Annotated in this window: 15 protein-coding genes and 4 tRNA genes; 18 read left to right on the top strand and 1 reads right to left on the bottom strand. The window is 44.3% G+C overall.

Features of this window, described 5'->3' with window-relative positions; all coding sequences use genetic code 11:
* Positions 1-579 precede the first annotated feature (579 nt).
* From rho to ACE1SE_RS17555, 18 genes are all read left to right on the top strand, one after another.
* Positions 580-1,839, top strand: a complete 1,260-nt coding sequence (gene rho, locus ACE1SE_RS17640) for a transcription termination factor Rho (protein WP_074020680.1) — start codon at positions 580-582, stop codon at positions 1,837-1,839.
* A gap of 334 nt (positions 1,840-2,173) precedes the next feature.
* Positions 2,174-3,262 carry a UDP-N-acetylglucosamine--undecaprenyl-phosphate N-acetylglucosaminephosphotransferase gene (wecA, locus tag ACE1SE_RS17635; RefSeq protein ID WP_374051977.1) on the top strand — a complete coding sequence of 363 codons (1,089 nt, stop codon included), beginning with the start codon at positions 2,174-2,176 and terminating at the stop codon, positions 3,260-3,262.
* Between the two features lie 30 nt (positions 3,263-3,292).
* Positions 3,293-4,363: an ECA polysaccharide chain length modulation protein gene (gene wzzE, locus ACE1SE_RS17630; protein ID WP_374051976.1), complete on the top strand. Its 1,071-nt coding sequence runs from the start codon at positions 3,293-3,295 to the stop codon at positions 4,361-4,363.
* 83 nt (positions 4,364-4,446) lie between these two features.
* A complete protein-coding gene (gene wecB / locus ACE1SE_RS17625) occupies positions 4,447-5,577 on the top strand; it encodes a non-hydrolyzing UDP-N-acetylglucosamine 2-epimerase (RefSeq protein WP_374051975.1) in 1,131 nt (376 codons plus the stop codon).
* On the top strand, positions 5,574-6,836 hold the full coding sequence (gene wecC / locus ACE1SE_RS17620; RefSeq protein WP_374051974.1) for a UDP-N-acetyl-D-mannosamine dehydrogenase: 1,263 nt from the start codon (positions 5,574-5,576) through the stop codon (positions 6,834-6,836). Before wecB ends, wecC begins: the two co-directional genes overlap by 4 nt.
* Positions 6,833-7,903: a dTDP-glucose 4,6-dehydratase gene (rffG, locus tag ACE1SE_RS17615; RefSeq protein ID WP_374051973.1), complete on the top strand. Its 1,071-nt coding sequence runs from the start codon at positions 6,833-6,835 to the stop codon at positions 7,901-7,903. The genes wecC and rffG overlap by 4 nt, the downstream gene beginning before the upstream one ends.
* An 18-nt stretch (positions 7,904-7,921) precedes the next feature.
* Complete coding sequence (gene rfbA / locus ACE1SE_RS17610) at positions 7,922-8,803, top strand: glucose-1-phosphate thymidylyltransferase RfbA (protein WP_374051972.1); 882 nt, start codon at positions 7,922-7,924, stop codon at positions 8,801-8,803.
* A complete protein-coding gene (gene rffC / locus ACE1SE_RS17605) occupies positions 8,781-9,506 on the top strand; it encodes a dTDP-4-amino-4,6-dideoxy-D-galactose acyltransferase (RefSeq protein ID WP_374051971.1) in 726 nt (241 codons plus the stop codon). The genes rfbA and rffC overlap by 23 nt, the downstream gene beginning before the upstream one ends.
* Positions 9,493-10,623 (top strand): dTDP-4-amino-4,6-dideoxygalactose transaminase, encoded by a 1,131-nt coding sequence (gene rffA / locus ACE1SE_RS17600; protein ID WP_374051970.1) that lies wholly within the window; start codon positions 9,493-9,495, stop codon positions 10,621-10,623. Before rffC ends, rffA begins: the two co-directional genes overlap by 14 nt.
* Before the next feature lies 1 nt (position 10,624).
* Positions 10,625-11,875, top strand: coding sequence for a lipid III flippase WzxE (gene wzxE / locus ACE1SE_RS17595; protein WP_374051969.1), 1,251 nt, complete (start codon positions 10,625-10,627; stop codon positions 11,873-11,875).
* Positions 11,872-12,969, top strand: a complete 1,098-nt coding sequence (locus ACE1SE_RS17590; RefSeq protein ID WP_374051968.1) for a TDP-N-acetylfucosamine:lipid II N-acetylfucosaminyltransferase — start codon at positions 11,872-11,874, stop codon at positions 12,967-12,969. The genes wzxE and ACE1SE_RS17590 overlap by 4 nt, the downstream gene beginning before the upstream one ends.
* A 2-nt stretch (positions 12,970-12,971) precedes the next feature.
* A complete protein-coding gene (gene wzyE / locus ACE1SE_RS17585; protein ID WP_374051967.1) occupies positions 12,972-14,399 on the top strand; it encodes an ECA oligosaccharide polymerase in 1,428 nt (475 codons plus the stop codon).
* Positions 14,386-15,123 (top strand): lipopolysaccharide N-acetylmannosaminouronosyltransferase, encoded by a 738-nt coding sequence (wecG, locus tag ACE1SE_RS17580; protein WP_374051966.1) that lies wholly within the window; start codon positions 14,386-14,388, stop codon positions 15,121-15,123. The genes wzyE and wecG overlap by 14 nt, the downstream gene beginning before the upstream one ends.
* Positions 15,124-15,397: 274 nt before the next feature.
* Positions 15,398-16,771: a bifunctional threonine/serine APC transporter ThrP gene (gene thrP, locus ACE1SE_RS17575; protein ID WP_374051965.1), complete on the top strand. Its 1,374-nt coding sequence runs from the start codon at positions 15,398-15,400 to the stop codon at positions 16,769-16,771.
* A 171-nt stretch (positions 16,772-16,942) separates the two neighbouring features.
* A tRNA-Arg gene (locus ACE1SE_RS17570) sits at positions 16,943-17,019 on the top strand.
* Positions 17,020-17,094: 75 nt separating this feature from the next.
* Positions 17,095-17,170: transfer RNA gene (locus ACE1SE_RS17565), tRNA-His, on the top strand.
* A 15-nt stretch (positions 17,171-17,185) separates the two neighbouring features.
* Positions 17,186-17,272 (top strand) — tRNA-Leu (locus ACE1SE_RS17560).
* 23 nt (positions 17,273-17,295) lie between these two features.
* A tRNA-Pro gene (locus ACE1SE_RS17555) sits at positions 17,296-17,372 on the top strand.
* A gap of 777 nt (positions 17,373-18,149) precedes the next feature.
* Here the strand turns inward: ACE1SE_RS17555 and hemY are convergent.
* Positions 18,150-19,355, bottom strand: coding sequence for a protoheme IX biogenesis protein HemY (gene hemY / locus ACE1SE_RS17550; RefSeq protein WP_374051964.1), 1,206 nt, complete (start codon positions 19,353-19,355; stop codon positions 18,150-18,152).

The raw sequence follows: 19,355 nt of genomic DNA, 5'->3' as shown, positions 1-19,355 counted from the left end.
GCATGTTACATACTAAACAATTTGTAGTGTCTGATAAACCTGTTATCTCTGGGTCACCTGAAGTATCTGATGACATATCGCATTTGGTAAAATTCCTGAGTCTATATACGATTAATCCAGTATATAGCTTAGTACACTCATAGCGTTCTAATGCTAAATATCTTTAAGCAGAGTGTTTTTATCCTGGGCATTTTTATGTCGAGCCTTCTCCTTCTTGTGCTAGGTGTTAGGTATAGAATCTGCTAACAGTGCTTATGTTAAAAAAACGTTTATGCTGAAAGATGTGTATGCTGAAATAGTGTCCACTGTTAAACTTTAATAGTGCTCGCATTATAAAATTGTATCTATATTATAGATAGTTATAACATATGGCACATAGATAGTTAGAAGATAGTTTTGACAGTTTGTCAGCCTTATTTTGAAATCAATCTAAGTACTTCAAACTATTGCCTTGTAATATAATTTAATATGTTAGAAGGTGTTATTCGTTTCTGGTACAAATAAACAGGCATCGATAATGCTGCCATACCATTCACGTTCATAGTTCGAGATATACCCCGAGTTAAAGAACCCACCATTATGAATCTTACCGAATTAAAGAATACGCCGGTATCTGAGTTGATTACTCTTGGCGAAAATATGGGGCTGGAAAACCTGGCTCGTATGCGTAAGCAGGACATCATTTTCTCTATTCTCAAACAGCATGCGAAAAGCGGAGAGGATATTTTCGGAGATGGTGTGCTGGAGATATTGCAGGATGGATTTGGTTTCCTCCGCTCCGCAGACAGTTCTTACCTTGCAGGTCCTGATGATATCTACGTTTCTCCTAGTCAAATCCGCCGCTTTAACCTCCGTACCGGTGATACCATTTCAGGGAAAATCCGCCCACCAAAAGAAGGTGAACGCTATTTTGCCCTGTTGAAAGTTAATGAAGTCAACTTTGACAAGCCTGAAAATGCCCGCAGTAAAATCCTGTTTGAAAACCTGACTCCACTTCATGCTAACAATCGCTTGCGTATGGAACGTGGTAATGGTTCTACTGAAGATTTGACAGCCCGTGTTCTGGATCTGGCAGCGCCGATTGGTCGTGGTCAGCGTGGCCTGATTGTTGCACCACCAAAAGCGGGTAAGACCATGCTGCTGCAAAATATTGCGGCTAACATTGCTCATAACTACCCAGATTGTGTTTTGATGGTTTTGCTGATTGATGAGCGTCCAGAAGAAGTTACCGAAATGCAGCGTCTGGTAAAAGGCGAAGTGATTGCTTCAACCTTTGATGAACCTGCATCCCGCCATGTGCAAGTGGCTGAAATGGTGATCGAAAAGGCAAAACGTCTGGTTGAACACAAGAAAGACGTTATTATCCTGCTGGATTCCATTACCCGTCTGGCTCGTGCATATAACACTGTTGTTCCTGCTTCCGGTAAGGTTTTGACTGGTGGTGTGGATGCGAATGCCCTGCATCGTCCAAAACGTTTCTTTGGTGCTGCACGTAATGTCGAAGAAGGTGGTAGTCTGACCATCATTGCGACTGCGCTGGTTGATACTGGCTCCAAGATGGATGAGGTTATTTACGAAGAATTTAAAGGTACAGGTAACATGGAATTGCACCTGTCCCGTAAGATTGCGGAAAAACGTGTCTTCCCAGCCATTGATTACAACCGTTCGGGGACACGTAAAGAAGAGCTGCTCACTGCACAGGATGAGCTACAGAAGATGTGGATCTTACGTAAGATTATTCATCCAATGGGTGAAATCGACGCGATGGAATTCCTTATCAACAAACTGGCTATGACAAAAACAAACGAAGAATTCTTCGACTTTATGAAACGTTCATAGTTTATTTTTGCGATAAAAAAGATCCTTCTGTGACAACTTAAGCGCCACGTTTTGTGGCGTTTTTTATGGTTGTACATTATCACAGTATTTGGCTGAGATGGCACATATTTTGCATATCTTATTTGTGTGATCGAGTGAGTATATGCCAAGTAAATTTCTTACAAGTATTCAGTCATTGATCACGAACTACGGCCAGCGTTATCCATGTGTTGGTTTTCTGTGCATGGTAGAACTCCTTATTTTGTGAATACCATCTTATAGATCAATAGTCATAAGCATCTATAAGTCTATCAATAATAGATGGCCCATCGTTATCTTGCAGAGAGTTGTTATTGTGAATATTCCTAGGATGAGCGCCGAAATTTTTTACATATTTATATTTTCATTCGCGTTCTTGTTTATGGCGCGTAAAGTCGCAAAAAATATAGGTTTGGTTGATAAGCCAAATTACCGTAAGTGTCACCAAGGATTAATTCCTTTAGTCGGTGGTATTTCATTGTTTTTTAGTGTTTGTTTCGCATTTGCAATCACAAAAGAGTTTATCCCACACAAATGGTCATATCTAGCTTGTGCCGGAGTATTAGTTTTTGTTGGTGTGCTGGATGATCGTTTTGATGTCAGCGTGAAGATTAGGGCAGTTATCCAGGCTTTGGTTGGCATTAGCATGATGTTTTTTGCTGGTCTTAAACTTGAGAGCTTAGGAAATTCTTTTGGCTCTTGGGAAATGGTTCTGGGGCCATTCAGCTATATTGTGACTTTATTCGCTGTCTGGGCTGCCATTAACGCTTTCAATATGATGGATGGCATTGATGGCTTGTTGGGGGGGCTATCTTGTGTTTCTTTTGGTGCACTAGGGATTTTGCTTTACGAGAATGGGAATATGGCACTGGCATTTTGGTGCTTTGCATTTATTGCGGGGATTTTACCTTATGTCTTTCTCAACCTTGGTCTACTAGGAAAGCGTTTTAAAGTGTTTATGGGGGATGCGGGAAGTACCTTAATTGGCTTTACTGTCATTTGGTTACTGACTGAAACGACTCAAGGAGAACACTATTCTATTAATCCTGTGACAGCATTGTGGATCATTGCAATTCCATTGATGGATATGGTCGCTATTATGTACCGTCGATTACGTAAGGGAATGAGTCCATTTTCCCCAGATCGCCAGCATATTCACCATTTGATTATGCGTGCTGGGTTTACTTCTCGCCAGGCATTTATTTTGATCACTTTGGCTGCGGCTCTATTGGCATCAATTGGAATTATTGGGGAATGGCTAAGTTTTGTTCCTGAGTGGATAATGTTGGCATTATTTTTGCTTGCATTTATGTTGTATGGCTATTGCATCAAAAGAGCGTGGAAGGTAGCCCGTTTTATCAAACGATGTAAGCGCCGTATGCGTCAGGCAACAAGCCATCATTAAAGACATCGACAATCAAAGAGGTTTTGTGCAGTGATAAATTCAGAAACGAAATCTAAACAGGATCAACCTGCTATAGAGCATGAACTGGATATTCGGGCACTCTGTTATGCTTTGTGGCATGGAAAGATATGGATTATCGCACTGGCAATAATTTTCGCTGCCGCCGCTCTGGGAGCATCTTATTTGATGCAGCAGAAATGGAGCGCAACCGCTATTGTAAACTTACCGACAACGAATAATTTGGGCAGCTACTATTCGCAACAACAATTCCTGCGTAATTTGGATACCCATATCAATGCTTCGCCAGAAGCGCAATTACCGACCATTCCAGACGGTGCATACAAAGAATTCATGACACAGGTTTCGGCGTATGATACCCGTCGTGAATTTTGGCTTCATTCTGAGTATTACAAACAACGCAAGGAAGGGCGTGCCAAAGCGGATGCTGTATTGTTGGATGAATTGATCAACGATATTAAAATCACGCGCAGTGATACTAAAACATCATTAAATGACAGTATCAAATTGACAGCAGAAACCGCCGTTGATGCCAATCAACTTCTGCGTCAATATATTGCGTTCGCCAACCAACGGGCGAGCACTCACCTGAACAACGAAATTAAAGGGGCGTGGGCGACGCGGACTCAGTCAATGAAAGCGTTGGTAAAACGTCAGGAGATGGTGGTAAAGGCAATATATAATCGTGAATTGAATGTCTTGCAGCAGTCACTGAAAGTGGCTGAAAAGCAAGGTATTCACCGTAATCAGACAAACATTCCTATCGAAGAACTGCCTGAATCCAAAATGTTTATGCTGGGTACATCATTACTGCAAGCCCAAATTGAAACGTTGGAAGCCACAGGCCCTGACTACAGCATCGATTATGATCAAAATATCGCGATGCTGGCTACACTGAATGTCGGTCCGACTTTGCAGGACTCTTTCCTGACTTACCGCTATCTCAGAACACCGGAGGAACCCGTTAACCGGGACAGTCCTCGCCGTACTTTTATGATGATTTTATGGGGAGCCGTAGGCATGTTGGTTGGTGCAGGTTTCGCTTTAGTAAGACGTCCTCGTTCTGACAGTTCATATAAGTAACAGTATGTAAATATAAAACGATAGGTTTTTGATCCCCCATTCTTGGAAGTATCTGCAATGATTGACAAAATAAGAGAGTCACTGTGAAAGTGTTGACTGTGTTTGGTACCCGGCCGGAGGCCATTAAAATGGCCCCGTTGGTACATGCGTTGGCTATGGATACTGCCTTTGAAGCAAAAGTGTGTGTCACAGCTCAGCATAGGGAAATGCTGGATCAGGTATTGCATCTGTTTGGGATAACGCCGGATTTTGATCTGAATATTATGCAAAAAGGGCAGGATCTGACGGATATCACATGTCGTATCCTGCAAGGTATAAAGCCTGTATTAGAAGAATTCAAACCAGATGTGGTATTGGTGCATGGTGATACAACAACAACCATGGCAACGAGTCTGGCTGCTTTCTATCAGCATATTCCGGTAGGTCATGTTGAAGCTGGCTTAAGAACAGGGGATCTTTATTCACCATGGCCGGAAGAAGCCAATCGTAAGATTGCCGGACACTTGGCTATGTACCATTTTGCACCGACGGCAAATTCCCGAAATAACCTCTTAAAAGAATCCATTGCGGAAAATCGTATTTTTGTTACCGGCAATACGGTGATTGATGCCCTGCTATCAGTGCGAGATCGCATCATGAATGATGAAGCCATGTATGGGCAGTTTGCTGAGCTTTATCCTTTTCTTCACCTAAATAAAAAAATAATCTTGGTGACAGGCCATCGCCGTGAAAATTTTGGTAAAGGGTTTGAGCGTATTTGTGAAGCCTTGGCACAGATTGCCAAGGCGCATCCTGATGTTCAAATAGTTTATCCGGTTCATTTGAACCCGAATGTCAGTGAACCCGTTAAGCGTATTTTGCATGACATTGATAATGTTGTCCTTATCAAACCACAGGATTATCTGCCATTCGTCTATTTGATGAATCATGCCTATTTAATCTTGACCGATTCAGGGGGAATTCAGGAAGAGGCTCCTTCTCTGGGAAAACCGGTTTTAGTTATGCGCGATACCACTGAGCGACCTGAAGCGATTGATGCGGGAACAGTGCGACTGGTGGGAACAGAAACACAAACTATCGTTGCGGAAGTTACGCGTTTATTGACGGATGTTAACGCCTACCAACAAATGAGCCATGCCCATAACCCTTATGGTGATGGTAGGGCTTGCCAGCGAATTCTTGAAGCATTGAGAAAAAATCAGGTGACATTATGAGTTTTGAAACAATTTCTGTTATCGGCCTGGGTTATATCGGTTTGCCCACCGCAGCGGCATTCGCCTCCCGTCAAAAGAGGGTTATTGGCGTGGATGTTAATCAACATGCGGTAGAAACGATTAACCGTGGTTCGATCCATATCGTTGAACCTGATTTAGATAAGGTAGTAAAAGTTGCGGTAGAAGAGGGCTTTTTGAACGCCGTGACTATTCCACAAACTGCGGATGCTTTCTTGATTGCTGTTCCTACTCCCTTCAAAGGGGAGCATGAACCCGATATGGCCTATGTGCGTTCTGCGGCGGAATCAATAGCACCTGTCTTGAAAAAAGGCGATTTGGTTATTTTGGAATCCACTTCTCCTGTCGGTGCGACAGAGCAGATGGCAGCATGGTTAGCTGCGGTACGTCCTGATCTTTCATTCCCTCAACAAGCGGGTGAAAACTCAGATATCGATATCGCCTATTGTCCTGAGCGTGTTTTGCCCGGGCAAGTTATGGTGGAATTGATTAAAAATGATCGGGTTGTAGGAGGAATGACAGCTAAATCCTCTCGTAGGGCAAGCGAGCTGTACAACATCTTTCTTGAAGGTGAATGTGTTATCACCAATGCCAGAACAGCGGAAATGTGCAAGCTAACAGAAAACAGTTTCCGTGATGTTAATATCGCTTTTGCCAACGAACTTTCCCTGATCTGTGCCGAACAGGGGATCAATGTGTGGGAACTGATTCGTCTGGCAAATCGCCATCCACGTGTAAATATTTTGCAACCTGGCCCTGGTGTAGGGGGGCATTGCATTGCCGTCGATCCGTGGTTCATTGTATCCCAGAATCCTGAGCAATCCCGTTTAATTCATACCGCGCGTTTGGTGAATGATGACAAGCCGCTGTGGGTCGTGGATCAAGTGAAAGCCGCCGTCGCTGACTGTTTGGTTGAGAGTGGCAAACGGGCAAATGAGATTAAAATTGCCTGTTTTGGCTTAGCTTTCAAACCGAACATTGATGATTTGCGGGAAAGTCCAGCCGTTTATATTACAAAAATGGTTGCACAGTGGCATGCAGGGCAAACCATCGCGGTTGAACCCAATGTACATGAACTGCCCGATTCACTGAAAGATATGGTGGTGTTGATGGATGTCAACCTGGCATTAGAGCAGGCTGACGTTGTATTGATGTTGGTGGATCATAGCCAGTTTAAAGCCATTAATAGTTCTGCAATAAAACAAAAATGGGTTGTTGATACAAAAGGAGTTTGGCGTTGAAACGTATTCTTATTACAGGTGGTGCAGGTTTTATCGGTTCTGCGGTTGTGCGCCACATTATTAATCAGACTGAAGATAGTGTCGTTGTTGTTGATAGCCTGACTTATGCCGGTAACCTTGAATCACTGGCTCCAGTTGTCAACCATCCTCGCTACGCGTTTGAGCAGGTTGATATCCGCCAGCGTGATGCCTTAGATCGCGTATTCCAACAATATCAACCGGATGCTGTCATGCATTTGGCCGCAGAAAGCCATGTTGACCGCTCCATTGACGGGCCAGCAGCTTTTATCGAAACCAATATCATCGGCACTTATACTTTGTTGGAAGCAGCTCGTGCATTTTGGCAACAGTTGGATCAAGAAAAACAGAGCCAATTCCGCTTCCACCATATTTCAACAGACGAAGTATATGGCGATCTGCATGGTGAAGAGGGTTTCTTTACTGAAACCACACCTTACTCGCCAAGCAGCCCTTATTCTGCATCGAAAGCGTCCAGTGATCATCTGGTCAGAGCATGGCGCCGTACTTATGGCTTACCGACCATGATCACCAATTGTTCGAATAACTATGGTCCTTATCATTTCCCTGAGAAACTGATCCCCTTGATGATTCTGAATGGGCTGGCAGGCAAGCCTTTGCCGGTCTATGGCAAAGGAGAGCAAATCCGTGACTGGCTCTATGTGGAAGATCATGCGCGGGCGTTGTATTTGGTAGTAACTCAGGCGGAGCCCGGCAAAACCTACAATATCGGTGGACATAATGAGCGCCGAAATATCGAAGTTGTGGAAACGATTTGTGAATTGCTGGAGGAGCTGAACCCCGAAAAACCTGCTGGGGTAGAGCATTATCGCGATCTTATTACCTATGTAACGGATCGCCCAGGCCATGATATGCGTTATGCGATTGATGCGGCGAAAATTGAGCGTGAATTGGGATGGACCCCCGAGGAAACGTTCGAATCCGGCATTCGCAAGACTGTGCAATGGTATCTGGAAAATGAGAGTTGGTGGAGAAGAGTTCTGGATGGCTCTTATACAGGGGAGCGACTTGGGTTAGGAAATGAATAAGCCCATCAGGGGGAGCAGATGAAAGGAATTATACTGGCTGGGGGCTCTGGCACCCGTTTGTATCCAATAACACGTGGCGTATCAAAGCAGTTATTACCGATTTATGACAAGCCGATGATTTACTATCCGCTGTCAGTGTTAATGCTGTCGGGCATACGCGATATCCTGATCATCTCGACACCGGAAGATTTACCTGCTTTTAAACGATTACTAGGCCGTGGTGAACAATTTGGTATCCAACTTAGTTACGCTGAACAGCCTTCACCTGATGGTCTGGCGCAGGCATTTCTGATTGGTGAAGAATTTATCGGTAATGATGCTTGTTGTCTGGTATTGGGTGACAATATCTTTTTTGGTCAAGCGTTTAGCCCGAAACTACAACATGTTGCTGGCCGAACAACAGGAGCGACAGTATTCGGTTACCAAGTGATGGATCCTGAACGATTTGGCGTAGTGGAATTTGACGAGCAGTATCGAGTCCTTTCCATAGAAGAAAAACCTGTACAACCTAAATCCAATTGGGCGGTGACGGGGCTCTATTTTTACGACAACAAAGTCGTGGATTTTGCCAAACAAGTAAAACCTTCTGCGCGCGGGGAACTGGAAATCACCAGTATCAACCAGATGTATCTGGAATGCGGTGAATTGAATGTTGAATTATTGGGGCGTGGTTTTGCCTGGTTAGATACAGGGACTCATGACAGCCTGATTGAGGCCAGTACTTTTGTCCAGACTGTCGAAAAACGGCAAGGTTTCAAGATTGCTTGTCTGGAAGAGATCGCATGGCGTAACGGCTGGCTCAGTGATAAACAATTGAAAGCAGCGGCCATGGATTTGGCGAAAACAGGTTACGGTAACTATCTGATGGATTTGCTCAATGTCTATTCACGCCAACCTTGACCCCTTAGCTTGGGAAAGCCAGTTTTTTGGCTTGACCACAGCCCGCCTTAATTTTTCGTCGGATGTGGCAGCATTGATGGTTGCTGATTTGGACCAATATGCATTAGTGCAGACCAAAGTAGCAGCCCAACAAACGGGCATTATTGATGAGCTTTCTGCCTTAGGATTTTCACTGGTTGAAGGTGAGGTAGATTTACGGTTATCGATTGAGGCGGAAGATATTTCTGGCATTTATACGGGAAAGGAACTAATTTCGGCAAAACAAGAAGATATCTCCGTATTGAAGGCAGTTGCGGCACGTGTATTCACGGCCAGCCGCTTTCGCACACCCTGGTATCAACCAGATGACAGTGGGAGATTCTATGCCGCCTGGGTTGAAAAAGCCGTTTTGGGCACATTTGATCACCAATGCCTGCTTATTCATGATGAACGTGGTCAAATTGCGGGCTTTGTCACCTTAAGGGACATAGGTAACAACGAAGCTCGTATTGGCTTATTGGCTGCTGTACCAGGCCATCATCAAGGGATTGGTAAAAAATTAATGTCGGCGGCGCAACAGTGGTGTCATAACCATCAGATACAATGGCTGAGAGTGGCTACGCAAATCAGCAACATCACTGCCTTGCGTCTTTATACACGCTGTGGTGCCATCATTGAGAGTACCGCATATTGGTTATACAGAGGACGAAATGATTCCATTTAATAAACCACCTATAGTCGGCACTGAACTTGAATACATGCAACAGGCGATGGCTAGCGGTAAGTTGTGTGGTGATGGTGAATTTACCAAACGTTGTGAAGCGTGGATGGAACAGCGTTTTAATTGCCCGAAGGTATTGCTGACACCCTCTTGTACAGCTTCACTGGAAATGGCGGCAATGTTGTTGGATATCCAGCTGGGTGATGAAGTCATCATGCCGAGCTATACCTTTGTTTCGACCTCCAATGCCTTTGTTTTGCGTGGTGCAACCATTGTGTTCGTGGATATTCGTCCTGATACCATGAACATTGATGAGAACAAGATTGAAGCAGCTATTACAGAGAAAACCCGTGCTATCGTACCGGTGCATTATGCGGGCGTGGCCTGTGAAATGGATACCATCATGGCACTGGCGAAAAAATATAACCTGTATGTGGTGGAAGATGCCGCACAGGGCGTTATGTCCACCTATAAAGGCCGTGCATTGGGCACAATTGGACATATTGGTTGTTTCAGTTTTCATGAAACCAAAAATTACTCGGCCGGTGGTGAAGGCGGGGCAACATTAATCAATGATAATTCCATGATTGCCCGTGCCGAAATCATTCGAGAGAAAGGCACTAACCGCAGTCAATTCTTCCGTGGACAAGTAGACAAATACACATGGCGTGATATCGGTTCCAGCTATCTGCTGTCTGATCTGCAAGCGGCTTACCTGTGGGCACAACTGGAACTTGCTGAAACTATTAACCAACGCCGCCTGACTTTGTGGGAGAACTACTATCAGGCCCTGAAACCGTTAGCAGACGCTGGATATTTAACTTTACCCATTGTTCCAGAAGGCTTGGAACACAATGCCCACATGTTCTATATCAAGCTCAAAGATGTAGAAGAGCGTAGCGCATTCAATAGTTATATGAAAGGAAATGGTATCCTGAGCGTATTCCACTACGTGGCATTGCATACCAGCCCTGCCGGTGAGAAATGTGGCCGTTTCCACGGCGAAGATCGCTTTACCACCCGCGAAAGTGACCGCTTAGTTCGCTTACCAATGTTCTACAACCTCACTGATACAGAACAGCAAATCGTTATCGATCGTATCAAGGGGTTTTTCTCCTGATATGTCACTTGCTAAAGCTTCTGTTTGGACAGCAGGCTCCACATTGATCAAGATCGGTGTGGGGTTGCTGGTCATTAAACTTCTGGCGGTATCTTTTGGTCCAACAGGTGTTGGGCAAGCAGGTAATTTTCGCCAACTCATTACTGTATTAGGTGTGCTCTCTGGGGCAGGGATTTTTAATGGTGTCACCAAGTATGTAGCAGAACATCATCAGCAACCGGAAAAGCTTAGGGCGATATTGGGCACATCGTCCCTGATGATTCTGGGATTTTCGACCTTATTGGCAGTGATCTTCCTTTTATTCAGTGAAATCATCAGTATTAGCCTATTTGGTCACACCCATTACAAAACTGTTGTGCAGGCGCTCGCATTTATTCAAATGGGCATCGCTTATGCCAACTATTTTCTGGCAATCCTGAAAGGGTTCAGAGATGCTAAGGGAAACGCGTTAGCCATTATTTTGGGCAGCCTGACAGGCATGTTGGCTTATAGCCTCTGCTATTGGCTGGGAGGCTATGAAGGGGCATTGGCAGGCTTGGCATTGGTACCTGCATTGGTGGTTTTACCTGCCGGTCTGATGATACTGCATCGCAAGGTGATTGCCTTTTCTGACTTGAAACCTATGTGGGATCGTGCGATTGCCAGCCACTTGGGCAAATTCACCCTTATGGCGTTGCTGACTTCCATTACATTGCCCGTTGCTTATGTCATGATGCGAAATTTGCTGGCAGCGCGTTATAGTTGGGAAGAGGTCGGGATTTGGCAGGGAGTTAGCAGTATTTCAGATGCTTATTTACAATTTATCACCGCCTCCTTCACTGTTTATCTATTACCGACCCTTTCTCGTCTGGAGAGTAAGCAAGCAATTACCCGTGAGATTGTGAAGGCACTGAAATTTGTCTTGCCCGCTGTGGCTGCTGCCAGTTTCTCTGTCTGGTTGTTGCGTGATTTTGTGATTTGGCTGTTATTTTCAGACAAATTCATCGCCATGCGGGATCTGTTTGTGTGGCAGTTAGTGGGCGACGTGTTGAAAGTTGGCGCTTATGTTTTTGGTTATCTGGTGATAGCGAAAGCTGCATTGCGTTTTTATATATTGACTGAAGTGAGTCAGTTTCTTTTACTGACGGGTTTTTCCCATTGGCTGATACCCGTGCATGGGGCATTGGGAGCTGCCCAGTCATATATGGTAACTTACATTGTTTATTTCATTCTTTGTTGTAGCGTATTTATTATTTACTGCAGGCGAGCATGACAACCCTAATTCACGTTTTGGGATCGGATATCCCACATCACAATCAAACGTTACTGCGTTTCTTTAATGACGTCTTGGCACAGGAAATACATTTTTCCGCCAAACCGTGTTTTATGGTGGTGTCTAAAGACCACACATGGCTCTCGAATTACCCTAACTTGGCTATTTCTCTTTATCGCAGCAAATCTGCCTTATCGCAGGCAGTAATAGAGAAAGCGAGGGCAAACAGAACAGTTCGCTTCTTTTTCCATGGGCAGTTTAATGCTGCTTTGTGGTTGGCTTTATTAATCGGTAAGATTCAGCGGCACCAATTCTTCTGGCATGTTTGGGGTGCAGATCTCTATGAAGAATCCCGCCAACTGAAATTCCGTTTGTTCTATCTGATTCGTCGCTTGGCACAGAAGCGGGTGGGGCATATTTTTGCCACGCGCGGTGATCTGCGGCACTTTTTTCAGGATGATTCGCGTTCAAGTCGAGCCAAACCTGATGTGCCATCATCATTGCTCTATTTCCCAACTCGGATGGAGCCTGCGCTGACGGTGACGGAGAAAACATTCTCACCGGAAGGCATTACCGTCTTATTGGGAAACTCAGGGGATCAGTCTAACCGTCATATTGAAGCCTTGCAGAAGATCCACCACCAGTTTGGCGATGAGGCTAGGGTGCTAATCCCAATGGGCTATCCTGATAATAACCAAGCCTATATCCAGAACGTGGAGCAAACTGCTTTGTCGTTATTTCCAGCGCAAAATGTTCGTATCTTAAAAGAGCAAATAGCCTTTGATGAATACTTGTCATTGTTGCGCCAATGTGATTTGGGTTATTTCATTTTCAATCGTCAGCAGGGTATTGGAACACTCTGTCTGTTGATTCAATTTGGTATTCCGTTTGTTCTGAGCCGCCAAAATCCATTCTGGCATGATTTAACGGAACAGCAGCTCCCTGTTCTGTTTGACGGTGATGAGATTAATAAACACTGGGTGCAGGAAGCACAGCGCCAGATGCTGTCCCTCGATAAAAAGGCGATTGCTTTTTTTGATCCCCATTTCATTGAGGGGTGGAAAACCGCCCTGTCGGAAGCATCTGGAGAGTAGCAATGACCTTGACACAATTCGGTGGGCTTTTTGTTGTTTACATAATTTCGGTGGCTTTTATCCTGACCTTGACATATCAGGAATTTCGACGTGTCCGCTTTAACTTTAATGTCTTTTTCTCATTGTTGTATCTACTGACATTCTATTTTGGTTTTCCATTGACCAGCCTGCTGGTATTTCAGTTTGATGTGGCAGTGGTACCAGTAAATTCATTGTTACATGCGATATTGGCGTCTGGCTGTTTTTATGCCATTTACTATGTGGCTTATAAAACACGACTTACTTACAAAAGACGGCCCAACGATAATATAAGACCTGAAAACTTAACGGTGACTGCGCCGCGTAAGCCCCTATTTACGATGAATCGGGTGGAAACTAATCTGACATGGTTATTGCTTGCCGGCATTGCTATCGTTACGGTCGGTTCGTTCTTTATGCAAAACGGATTTTTGTTGTTTAAGTTACAGTCCTATAGCCAGATATTCTCCAGTCAGGTTTCCGGTGTGGCGCTCAAGCGATTTTTCTATTTCTTTATTCCTGCCATGCTAGTGGTCTTTTTTCTGAAACCGACCAAAGTACGATGGTTGTGCTTTTTGGCAGGAACGGTGGGGTTTGGTATCCTGACGTATGTGATCGTTGGGGGAACGCGAGCTAACATCATTATCGCGTTTGCATTGTTTCTGTTTATCGGTATTGTCCGCGGCTGGATCACGTTGTGGATGCTGTTTACTGCGGGCGCAATGGGAATTGTCGGCATGTTCTGGCTGGCGTTAAAGCGCTATAGTCTGGACGTAAGTGGGGCAGAGGCATTTTATACTTTCCTGTATCTCACGCGAGATACTTTTTCGCCGTGGGAAAATTTGGCCCTATTGCTGGATAATTACAGCAAAATAGATTTTCAGGGTCTGGCACCGATTATTCGTGATTTTTATGTTTTTATTCCTGGTTGGGTATGGCCGGACAGGCCTAATTTGGTCTGGAACACAGCTAACTATTTCACCTGGGATGTATTGAATAACCACTCTGGTCTTGCAATTTCCCCCACATTGATTGGCTCTCTTGTGGTTATGGGAGGCGTATTCTTTATCCCTCTGGGGGCGATCGCAGTCGGTTTTATTATTAAATGGTTTGACTGGATTTATGAAGCAGGAAAACAGGAAAGCAATCGCTATAAAGCAGCAATTTTACAGGCTTTCTGCTTTGGCGCCATTTTTAACATGATTGTGCTTGCCCGTGAAGGTGTAGATTCTTTTGTTTCTAGGGTGGTGTTCTTTTGTATTGTCTTTGGCCTATGTCTGGTTGCGGCGAAATTGCTGTATTGGTTGTTTGAAAGTGCCGGGCTGATTCGAAAGCTGGTGGTCAGTAATCTGGCTACTTCGCGCAAAACATCTGTGATTTTGGATGCAAGGAAAAAAAATGGCGTTGAATAACATTCCTAAATACCGCATTCGTGGTCTAAATATTTGGGGGTTCCGCGGTATGTCGCATTTCCTCGACCACCTGTTCCTAGATGGGCAGGTAAAAGCAGGTACGTTGGTTGCGATTAACGCAGAAAAAGTACTCACGGCAGAGAAAGACAATGTACTGAATACATTGCTGGATGAAGCCGAATACTTATACGCAGATGGTATTAGTATCGTACGTGCCATTCGTCGTAAATATCCTGATGCGGATGTATCGCGTATTGCGGGCGCTGATTTGTGGGAAGCCTTGATGGAACGGGCTGGGCGTGAGGGCACACCAGTCTTTCTAATTGGCGGAAAACCCGATATCTTGGCCCAGACTGAGAACAAACTGCGTACCCAGTGGAATGTCAATATTGTGGGCAGCCAAGATGGGTATTTTACACCAGAAATGCGTGATGATGTATTTGAGCGGATTCATGCCAGTGGTGCGGCGATTATTACTGTAGCAATGGGATCACCCAAACAAGAGATCTTTATGCGTGACTGCCGCAAGGTACATCCAGATGCACTGTATATGGGTGTTGGAGGAACTTATGATGCCTTTACTGGGCATGTTAAACGTGCACCGAAAATCTGGCAGAATCTAGGGTTGGAGTGGTTGTATCGCTTGCTCTCTCAGCCAAGCCGTATCCGTAGGCAGATAAAGCTATTGAAATTCCTTGGCTATTATTACGGTGGTAAACTTTAATCCCGAAATTTCTCAGTTTCTACCTGTTGCATGGAGCATGTCTATGCAGCAGGTTTTTGCTTTATTTTATTGCTGTATTTGGGGTTATCAATAGCTTGTTATTTGACTGCTTGTTTTCAAATCCCATTCTTGCAAGCCTTATTTTTATAATTTTTTTATTTCACTGTTCGGCAAAACGTGTTTTGATCCCAGCCTTTTTTACAACGATTGATTATCAATTCCTGTATTTTTCTGTTTGCAAGTATAGACATCATAAAAGTGGATAGGGAGTTTTATGAGTGATTCAAAACAGAGTCTGCAAAGGGGACTTGAGGCACGTCATATTGAGCTGATTGCGCTAGGTGGCACAATCGGCGTAGGGCTGTTCATGGGATCAGCCAGTACCTTGAAATGGGCCGGTCCTTCTGTTTTGCTGGCTTACATTATTGCTGGGCTTTTTGTCTTTTTCATTATGCGTTCCATGGGAGAAATGTTGTTCCTTGAACCTGTAACGGGTTCATTTGCTGCTTTTGGGCATAAATACCTAAGTCCTTATTGGGGGTGCCTGACCGCATGGGGTTATTGGTTTATGTGGGTTTCTGTCGGGATCTCAGAGATTACTGCTGTTGGCGTCTATGCTGAATTCTGGTTTCCGGAATTGCCCCAATGGGTTTCGGCACTGGTAGCGGTTGGATTGGTTGCCCTAGCTAATCTGGCGGCAGTAAGGCTGTATGGTGAGCTGGAGTTTTGGTTTGCCATGATAAAAGTCACAACGATTATTGTGATGATCCTGATTGGTGTTGGTTTGATTTTCTTCGGTTTGGGCAATGACTGGCAACCTATTGGTTTGGATAACCTGACCTCACATGGTGGTTTCTTCTCCGGTGGATGGAAAGGCTTTTTATTTGCCCTTTGTATTGTGGTTGCTTCCTATCAAGGGGTAGAGCTGGTTGGTATTACTGCCGGTGAGGCAAAAAAACCACAAGTTACCCTTAGAAAAGCGATCAACAATATCTTGTGGCGTATCCTGATTTTTTATGTTGGTGCCATTTTTATTGTTGTAACCTTGTTCCCGTGGACAGAGGTTGGTGCACATGGTAGCCCGTTTGTGATGACTTTTTCTAAAGTCGGCATTGCTTCCGCGGCTGCGGTGATTAACTTTGTTGTGCTAACTGCTGCGTTGTCAGGATGTAACAGCGGAATGTACAGCGGTGGCAGAATGTTGTATGCCCTGGCGCAAAATCGTCAATTGCCTGCTTCATTGCTGAAGTTGTCGAAAAATGGTGTGCCGGTAAGATGTATTGCAATTACCATTGGTTGCTTGATTGCAGGTTCCAGCCTGAATTATCTGATACCAAATCCACAGTCAGTATTTGTTTACGTTTATAGCGCCAGTGTATTGCCTGGCATGGTGCCATGGTTTGTGATTCTGGTCAGCCAATTGCGTTTCCGTCAGCATCATAAGGAAGCCATAAAACAGCATCGGTTTAAATCAATTCTGTTCCCTTATGTCAATTACTTGACACTGATTTTCCTGTGCTGTGTATTGGTTGGAATGGCAATTAACACAGATACACGTTTTTCCCTGATAGTCGGGGGAGTATTTTTGCTGATCGTGTCATTAATTTATTGGTTGATGAAATGGTATTTGCCCAAAAAATCGATATAGTTTTATTGGTTGGTTTTTGATCGGAGAACTGTTTTTGCTAATACCGCGGTGGAAAAGCGCTGACTTTATCAGCTAAATGAGCAAAGCATAATCAAACGCATCATTTCTTTTAAAAAAGCGCTGGACAGTACGACATTAAATCCGTACTATCCTCCACCGCAACGGCGTTAAGCGCCCGTAGCTCAGCTGGATAGAGCGCTGCCCTCCGGAGGCAGAGGTCTCAGGTTCGAATCCTGTCGGGCGCGCCATTTAAAGCGTGCAAGAGCAGTGGTAATGAGTTATCGTGGTCGGGCATTGTTGTATGTAAAAAGATAGCTGTTATGGTGGCTATAGCTCAGTTGGTAGAGCCCTGGATTGTGATTCCAGTTGTCGCGAGTTCGAGTCTCGTTAGCCACCCCATCTTTTTTATGAAACGCGAGGGTGGCGGAATTGGTAGACGCGCTAGCTTCAGGTGTTAGTGTCCTTACGGACGTGGGGGTTCAAGTCCCCCCCTTCGCACCATAAGAAAGATAAAAAATATATTTCGGCGAGTAGCGCAGCTTGGTAGCGCAACTGGTTTGGGACCAGTGGGTCGGAGGTTCGAATCCTCTCTCGCCGACCAAATTCTGAAAAACCCCCGCTATTGCGGGGGTTTTTCTTTCTAACTACTTTCTGATTACTTTCTTTCTTTTCTTCCTAATTTTCCTGCGGATAAAAAGTTTTTCCCTTTTTATTTTTTCTTAGTTTATGTTTGATTTTTAATCTGCAAATTGAATGTTATTGCTTTTGTTAATACATTAATATCATGTTTTATAAGATGTTTTTTTATTGATGTTGTATTTCAACGACAAACCGCACCACTTAGTGTCTCAAATAGGAGACATTCAACTATATGATTTATATTGTCTATATTTAAAAGATTCAAAGAGCGTCTCAAATGAGAGACGGTATTTTTAATGTTATTTGGTGAAAGTCAGGTTATCTATTACGGAAAGCCAGCCAAACCTTGGGGAAAGAAAATTTACCCTGATTGAAAAAATTGGCACATAAAATGCAATATTAAAATCGTAGATACTCATTCCACTCCTTATGACAGCATATGACTTCATAAATCTCGGGATGATGTAGAGCTGATTGTCGGTGCCTATAGTCCACGTTATAGATGAGTAAGTATCTGTCTTTTCATCGCAAACCGGACACAACGTTGAGTGAGGCACTATCCGTCTGTAGACCTGATTGTATTTATACACCTGTCTCCTTTGATAGGTGTTTTTTTTGCCTGCAAAAAAGTGAGGATAGACTTCAGGAAGTTTGCCATTAGATCAAGTGGTGAATGTACCTCAGTTAACGACTCAATTGCATCCATACAACATTCATCGTTAACTGAGGTGTGCGTTGTTTATACTTCGACGTCGCTATCACGCTTCAAGGTCAGCATAAAGCCTTTATTGCGGGTTTGGGTAGCTTCTTCACGCTTTTGTAATCTGTCCAGTGCATCGGCAAGCCATGCGTAATCATGAGCATCTGGTCGTTGTGCAAGAGCGGCTTTAAATGCCGATTCAGCATTGACCCATTCACCATGGCGCAAGGCAACTTGTCCTCGTGTACTATTGAGCAGAGGGGTTGCACCATGCTGCTTTAACAGGTGAGAGAGGGTTGTTTGTATGGCGTCAGAATCATTTGCCTTAAGATGGGGAACTAATAGCAGCAAACGTTCGTCATACTGCTGTTTTAATCCGTCCAAAATGATTTGTTGGGCAGTCTCGTGATCATTGCATTCAATCAAATGTTCGGCTATGGCGACTTGCAGCACAATGTTATTGCGAATTTTGCGGCTTTGATCTTTCCACCATATTTTCAGTCCCGTACAGCCTTTCTCTGCCATAACCTGATTCATTAATCCGATATAGGCTTGTTGACGCAATTTAAGAATTTCTTCTTCACTGAGCAGATTAGCTTTCAGCATGGAAGGCAAGATATCAATCAGGGATTGATAATCACCTGAAAGAGAGTAAGCCTGTTCCGCCAATCGCAACACTTCAGGGTGACGAGGGGCATGATCCAACAGTTTGTCCACGCCAACGCGTGCAGCATGAATTTCACCTTGTGCCAATTGGACACGGACACGGGTAATATCGACGGGGAGCCGATCTTTATCAGCAACTTTTGCCGCTTGTTCAATATATTGGTTGGTGCGGAAATAATCACCGCGCCGTTGAGCTGCCTCTGCTGCCAACAGATAATTCACAACAGGAAGTTCTGCATGGTCAGCGTTGCGAGCCATCAGGCGTTCAACTTGCTTGAAGTCCCCTTCGGCGAATTTCAGCAGCGCTTGTTTGGTTTGTGAATGGGCACGATGACGTTTATATCCACCAAAGATCCAGCTATGGGTGAATGTGCTGGTACGTTTTAAGCGACGATAGCACCAGCCGATGAAAATCAGCAGGAATTGCAGTAGAAGGAAGATAATCACCAAGCCGGTGATACTGGTGGTGATATTGAGTTTGTCCGTCTGGATCAAAACATATCCTTGATGACCTGACATCAAGGGACCAACTACAATCCCCACAATAAGGATAATGAACAGCAAGAATATTTTCAGCAT

This window comes from Xenorhabdus taiwanensis (genome assembly GCF_036512875.1).
Lineage (GTDB): Bacteria > Pseudomonadota > Gammaproteobacteria > Enterobacterales > Enterobacteriaceae > Xenorhabdus > Xenorhabdus taiwanensis.
Note: the sequence above shows the minus strand (reverse complement) of the source record. Positions and strands in the feature narration are given on the sequence as shown.

What these genes read in the sequence shown, in the direction of transcription:
- rho (WP_074020680.1), top strand. Translation starts at nt 580, where the DNA reads ATGAATCTTACCGAATTAAAGAATACGCCGGTATCTGAGTTGATTACT.
- wecC (WP_374051974.1), top strand. Translation starts at nt 5,574, where the DNA reads ATGAGTTTTGAAACAATTTCTGTTATCGGCCTGGGTTATATCGGTTTG.
- rfbA (WP_374051972.1), top strand. Translation starts at nt 7,922, where the DNA reads ATGAAAGGAATTATACTGGCTGGGGGCTCTGGCACCCGTTTGTATCCA.
- rffC (WP_374051971.1), top strand. Translation starts at nt 8,781, where the DNA reads ATGTCTATTCACGCCAACCTTGACCCCTTAGCTTGGGAAAGCCAGTTT.
- rffA (WP_374051970.1), top strand. Translation starts at nt 9,493, where the DNA reads ATGATTCCATTTAATAAACCACCTATAGTCGGCACTGAACTTGAATAC.
- wzxE (WP_374051969.1), top strand. Translation starts at nt 10,625, where the DNA reads ATGTCACTTGCTAAAGCTTCTGTTTGGACAGCAGGCTCCACATTGATC.
- ACE1SE_RS17590 (WP_374051968.1), top strand. Translation starts at nt 11,872, where the DNA reads ATGACAACCCTAATTCACGTTTTGGGATCGGATATCCCACATCACAAT.
- wzyE (WP_374051967.1), top strand. Translation starts at nt 12,972, where the DNA reads ATGACCTTGACACAATTCGGTGGGCTTTTTGTTGTTTACATAATTTCG.
- wecG (WP_374051966.1), top strand. Translation starts at nt 14,386, where the DNA reads ATGGCGTTGAATAACATTCCTAAATACCGCATTCGTGGTCTAAATATT.
- thrP (WP_374051965.1), top strand. Translation starts at nt 15,398, where the DNA reads ATGAGTGATTCAAAACAGAGTCTGCAAAGGGGACTTGAGGCACGTCAT.
- hemY (WP_374051964.1), bottom strand. Translation starts at nt 19,355, where the DNA reads ATGCTGAAAATATTCTTGCTGTTCATTATCCTTATTGTGGGGATTGTA.